At 75.1% G+C, this 4,383-nt stretch carries 5 protein-coding genes; 3 read left to right on the top strand and 2 right to left on the bottom strand.

Features of this window, described 5'->3' with window-relative positions; translation table 11 throughout:
• Nucleotides 1-195: 195 nt before the first annotated feature.
• Both AB0G08_RS30065 and AB0G08_RS30060 read left to right on the top strand, forming a co-directional pair.
• Nucleotides 196-1,806 (top strand): L-lactate permease, encoded by a 1,611-nt coding sequence (locus tag AB0G08_RS30065; protein WP_358094329.1) that lies wholly within the window; start codon nt 196-198, stop codon nt 1,804-1,806.
• Nucleotides 1,807-1,967: 161 nt separating this feature from the next.
• The gene (locus AB0G08_RS30060; protein ID WP_358094326.1) at nt 1,968-2,627 is read left to right on the top strand and encodes a dihydrofolate reductase family protein; all 660 of its coding nucleotides are present in this window, start codon (nt 1,968-1,970) and stop codon (nt 2,625-2,627) included.
• 15 nt (nt 2,628-2,642) lie between these two features.
• Here AB0G08_RS30060 and pip read toward each other — a convergent pair whose 3' ends face one another.
• Entirely contained in the window at nt 2,643-3,602 is a 960-nt protein-coding gene (pip, locus tag AB0G08_RS30055) for a prolyl aminopeptidase (RefSeq protein ID WP_358094323.1), read from the bottom strand.
• Nucleotides 3,603-3,655: 53 nt separating this feature from the next.
• On the opposite strand from pip, the gene AB0G08_RS30050 reads away from it, so the two are divergent.
• Nucleotides 3,656-4,138, top strand: a complete 483-nt coding sequence (locus AB0G08_RS30050; protein WP_358094319.1) for a MarR family transcriptional regulator — start codon at nt 3,656-3,658, stop codon at nt 4,136-4,138.
• A gap of 61 nt (nt 4,139-4,199) precedes the next feature.
• Here AB0G08_RS30050 and AB0G08_RS30045 read toward each other — a convergent pair.
• Nucleotides 4,200-4,383: hypothetical protein (locus AB0G08_RS30045; protein ID WP_358094315.1), on the bottom strand; the 184-nt coding region annotated here is incomplete at its 5' end.

Below are 4,383 nucleotides of genomic sequence, written 5' to 3'. Positions count from 1 at the left end.
GCAACGGCCACCGCGTCCTCGCCGTCGTCCGCGGCAGCGCGGTGAACCAGGACCGGGCCCCGGCCGGGCGTGACCGCCCGGTCCGTCGCGCGCCGGTCTGCGCACGTTGGGAGAGGCGCCGCGGTGGCCGCGTCCGGTGGGATGGGCCGTACCCACGCCATCCGGGTCAGGGCGTCCGCAGCCGAGGCGGTGCCGATGTACCAGCAACCCCTGCAGCCTGTCGGCGGGTCGCTCGCGCTGAGCGCCGCCTGCGCCGCGTTGCCCCTGCTCACGCTGTTCGTGCTGCTCGCGGTGGTGCGTACGCGGGCCTGGGTGGCGGCGTTCGGGGCGCTGTGCGTGGCGGTGACGCTGGCCTGGTGGCTGTGGCGGGTGCCGCTGCCGCAGACGCTGCTGGCGGCCGGCCAGGGCGCCACCTTCGCGCTGTTCCCGCTCGTCTGGACGTTCGGCACCGCGATCTGGATCCACCGCCTGACCGTGCACACGGGGCACTTCGACACGCTGCGGCAGGGCTTCGCCCGCATCAGCGACGACCGCCGCGTCCAGGCCCTGGTGATCGCGTTCTGCTTCGGGTCGCTGCTCGAGGCGCTGGCCGGGCAGGGCACGCCGGTCGCCGTGACCACGGTGATGCTGCTGGCCCTCGGCCTCGGCCCGGTGCGGGCGGCCGCCGTGGCGCTGGTCGGCAACACGGTGCCGGCGGCGTTCGGGCCGCTCGGCCTGCCGATCACCACGCTGGCCGGCGTGACCGGGCTGCCGGCGACGGAGCTGGGCATGATGGCCGGCCGGCAGGTCCCGGTGGTCGCGGTCGTCGTCCCGCTGGTCCTGCTGGCCGTCGCCGACGGCCGTCGGGGCGTACGCGAGCTGTGGCGCCCGGCGCTGGCGTGCGGCGGCGCGTTCGCGGTGGCCCAGTTCGTCACCGCGAACTGGTTGACGGCCGCGCTCGCCGACATCACCGCCGCCTTCGCGGGGATGGGCGTCCTGCTGCTCGTCACCCGCCGGCCCGTGGTGGCGCGGCGCCCGGTCGCCGTGGCGGTCGGCGGGGGGCTGCCGGAGCGTGACGCGCCGGCGCCGGCGGGGTCGCAGTGGCGGGCGTACGCGCCGTACGTGACGATCGTGGCGGTCTTCGCCGTCTCCCAGGTGCCGGCCGTCAAGCGGCTGCTCGACGCGGGCACGCTCGCGGTCTCCTGGCCGGGGCTGCACGTCGTCACCGCCTCCGGCGCCCCGTCGCCCCTGGCGACGTTCCGGTTCGCCTGGCTCGCGGCTCCCGGCTCGTTGCTGCTGGTGGCCGGCCTGCTCACGGTGGCGCTGCTGCGGGTGCCGCCGCGCGAGGCCGTCGGGCTCTACGGGCGCACCCTGTTCGAGCTGCGCTGGGCCGTGCTGACGGTGGTCGGGCTGCTGGCGCTGTCGTTCACCATGAACGCCGCCGGGCAGGTCGCGACGCTGGGCGTCTGGATGGCCGGCGCGGGTGGGTTCTTCGCCGTCCTGGCGCCGGTCCTCGGTTGGCTCGGCGTCGCCCTGACCGGCTCGGACACGTCGTCCAACTCGCTGTTCGGCGCGTTGCAGGTGGCCGCGGCGCAGCGGGCCGGGCTCGATCCGGTCCTGCTCGCCGCGGCCAACGCCTCCGGCGGGACGCTCGGCAAGATGGTCAGTTTGCAGAACCTCACGATCGCCGCCGCCGCGGTCGGGCTCACCGGTCGGGAGGGCGAGCTGTTCCGGCGGATGTTCGGCCCGAGCGTGCTGCTGCTCGCCCTGATGTGTCTGCTGGTCGGGTTGCAGGCCACGCCCCTGCTGTCCTGGATGGTGCCGTAGCCGTGCAGCCGCGCCCCGCGCGACCCGCACTCCACCGACAACTTTTTTTGTCTTGACAGTAGAATCCGTCGGTAGGAGGCTTCGGGTGTGCGGTGCTCCGTCGGAGCACCGCCACCGCATCCGTAGCCTGCGCGTCGCAGGCCCTGCCCGGGAGACATCGCATGGAGATCAGCGTCCACACCTTCGTCAGCCTCGACGGCGTCATGCAGGGCCCCGGCGGGCCCGAGGAGGACACCAGCAACGGCTTCACGCGCGGAGGCTGGCTCGTGCCGCACAGCGGCGACGGCCAGCTCGACTCCGTCGACGAATGGTTCCGGCAGGCCGATGCCTTCCTGCTGGGCCGGCGCACCTTCGAGATGATGCGCGGCTACTGGCCGCAGGTCACCGACCCCGACAACCTGGTGGCCACCGCCCTCAACACAGGGTCGAAGTACGTCGTCAGCAACACCCTCTCCGACGCCGACGCGGCCTGGGGGAGGACCACCGTGCTGCGGGGCGGCGACATCGTCGCGCAGGTGCGGCGACTCAGGGAGCAGCCGGGCGGCGAGCTTCAGGTGCACGGCAGCTGGCAGCTCGCACGCGCCCTGCACGACGCCGGGCTCGTCGACACGTACCGGTTGCTCCAGTTCCCCGTCGTCGTCGGCGAGGGCAAGCGCCTGTTCGCCGACGGCGCGACCCCGGCGTCCTACCGGATCACCGACTCGACGCTGGCCGGCGGCGGCGCGAGGGCCGTCGCGCTGACCCTGCGCCGGGCCGGGTTCGGCGCCACCACCGCCGGCGAGTTCGTGGTGCGCGACGGCAGGGAGACCGTAGTGGGGTGAGCCGGCCTCGAGCGGTCAGCGGCGCCCGGCGAAGTCGTCCAGCGCCGCCACGACCCGCTCCGCCATGCCGTTGCCCGACCCATGCCCGGCGGCGTCCAACAGCTCCAGCCGGGCGTCGGGCCACGCCTGCGCCAGCTGCCACGCCACCTCCGGCGGGCTGCTGATGTCGAGCCTGCCGTGCAGCAGCACCCCGGGAATGCCGGCCAGCCGCCCCGCCTCGCGCAGCAGCTGCCCCTCCGGCAGGAAGCACCCGTTGCGCCAGTAGTGCGTGACCAGCCGGGACTGCAGCATCCGGAACACCGGGTCGGCGTAGCGGGGGTCGGGCCGGTGGCCGGGGGCGGTGGCGACGTGGGTGTCCTCCCAGTCGCACCACTGCCGTGCCGCCCGCTCGCGCACCGCCGGGTCCGGGTCGGCCAGCAGCCGGGCGTACGCGTCGGCCAGGTCGCCGTCGCGCTCGGCCGGCGGCACGCCGTCGCGGAAGCGGGCCCACTCCGCCGGGAAGATCCGCCCCATGTCCCGGGTGATCCACCCGATCTCCCGGCGGGTGCCGGCGGTCACGCTGAACAGCACCAGCTCGCTGACCTGGCGCGGGTGCCGCTGCGCGTACGCCAGGGCGAGGGAGGCGCCCCAGGAGGCGCCGAGCACCAGCCAACGCTCCACGCCGAGGTGTGCGCGCAGCAGTTCGATGTCGGCGATCAGGTGGTCGGTGGTGTTGGTGGACAGGTCCACGGCCGGGTCGGCGGCGTGCGGGGTGCTGCGACCGCAGCCGCGCTGGTCGAACAGGGTCACCCGGTAGCGGGCCGGGTCGAAGAAGGTCCGCCAGTTGGGCGTGCAGCCGGAGCCGGGCCCGCCGTGCAGCACGACGGCGGGCTTGCCGTCGGGATTGCCGCAGGTCTCCCAGTACACGAGCTGACCGTCACCCACGTCGAGCATCCCGTGCGCGTACGGCTCGACCAGGGGATATCGCTCGGCCATCACCCACTCCTCCCTCTCACCATCCAATGCAACAGCGCTGTTACATTAGCGGGGTGAGCGACGCACCGGAACGCGAGGCCCTGGGGACGCTGCTGCGGCACGTCCTCGACGTACTCGACGGCGACGTCGCCGCGGTCTACGCCGAGCGGGGCCTGGCCGACTACCGGCCCCGGTTCTCGCCACCGCTGCGGGTGCTGGTCGCCGACGGGCCGCTGCCCATCCGCGACCTGGCCCGCCGCGTCGGCGTCACCCACTCGGCGGCCAGCCAGACCGTGGCCCAGATGGCCCGTGCCGGCCTGGTCGACGTGGTCCCCGGCGCGGACGCCCGCCAGCGCGTCGTGCACCTGAGCGACCGGGCCCGCGAGCTGCTGCCGGTGATCGAGGCCGAGTGGGCGGCGACGAGCGCCGCGATACGCGAACTGGACGCGGAGCTGCCCGTGCCGCTGGCCGACCTGCTGCACGAGGTGCTCGCCGCGGTCGGCCGGCGATCGATGCGCCAGCGCATCGCCGACGCGGGCCTGCCGCCGCCGGTTTGACCGACGGCCGCCGGTCGAACCCGGGCGCTCGGGAGAGCACGCGGATGCCCGAGTGGCGGCATCACCGTTCACCCCGCAGCAGCGCCGCCGCGCGGCCGGCCGCCACCGCCACGGCCGCGCGCAGCGCGTCGACGTCCACGCCCGGGCCGGGCGGCAGCAGCGGCAGGACGGGCGCACCCACCACCGGCGGCGGTGCGGCGACGTCGGCCGTACGCCGTCGGGCCGGGGCCGCCGGGGCGGGGGCC

The sequence above is a fragment of the Micromonospora sp. NPDC023644 genome, assembly GCF_040640115.1.
GTDB lineage: Bacteria > Actinomycetota > Actinomycetes > Mycobacteriales > Micromonosporaceae > Micromonospora.
This window is presented reverse-complemented; position numbering and strand designations above follow the sequence as displayed.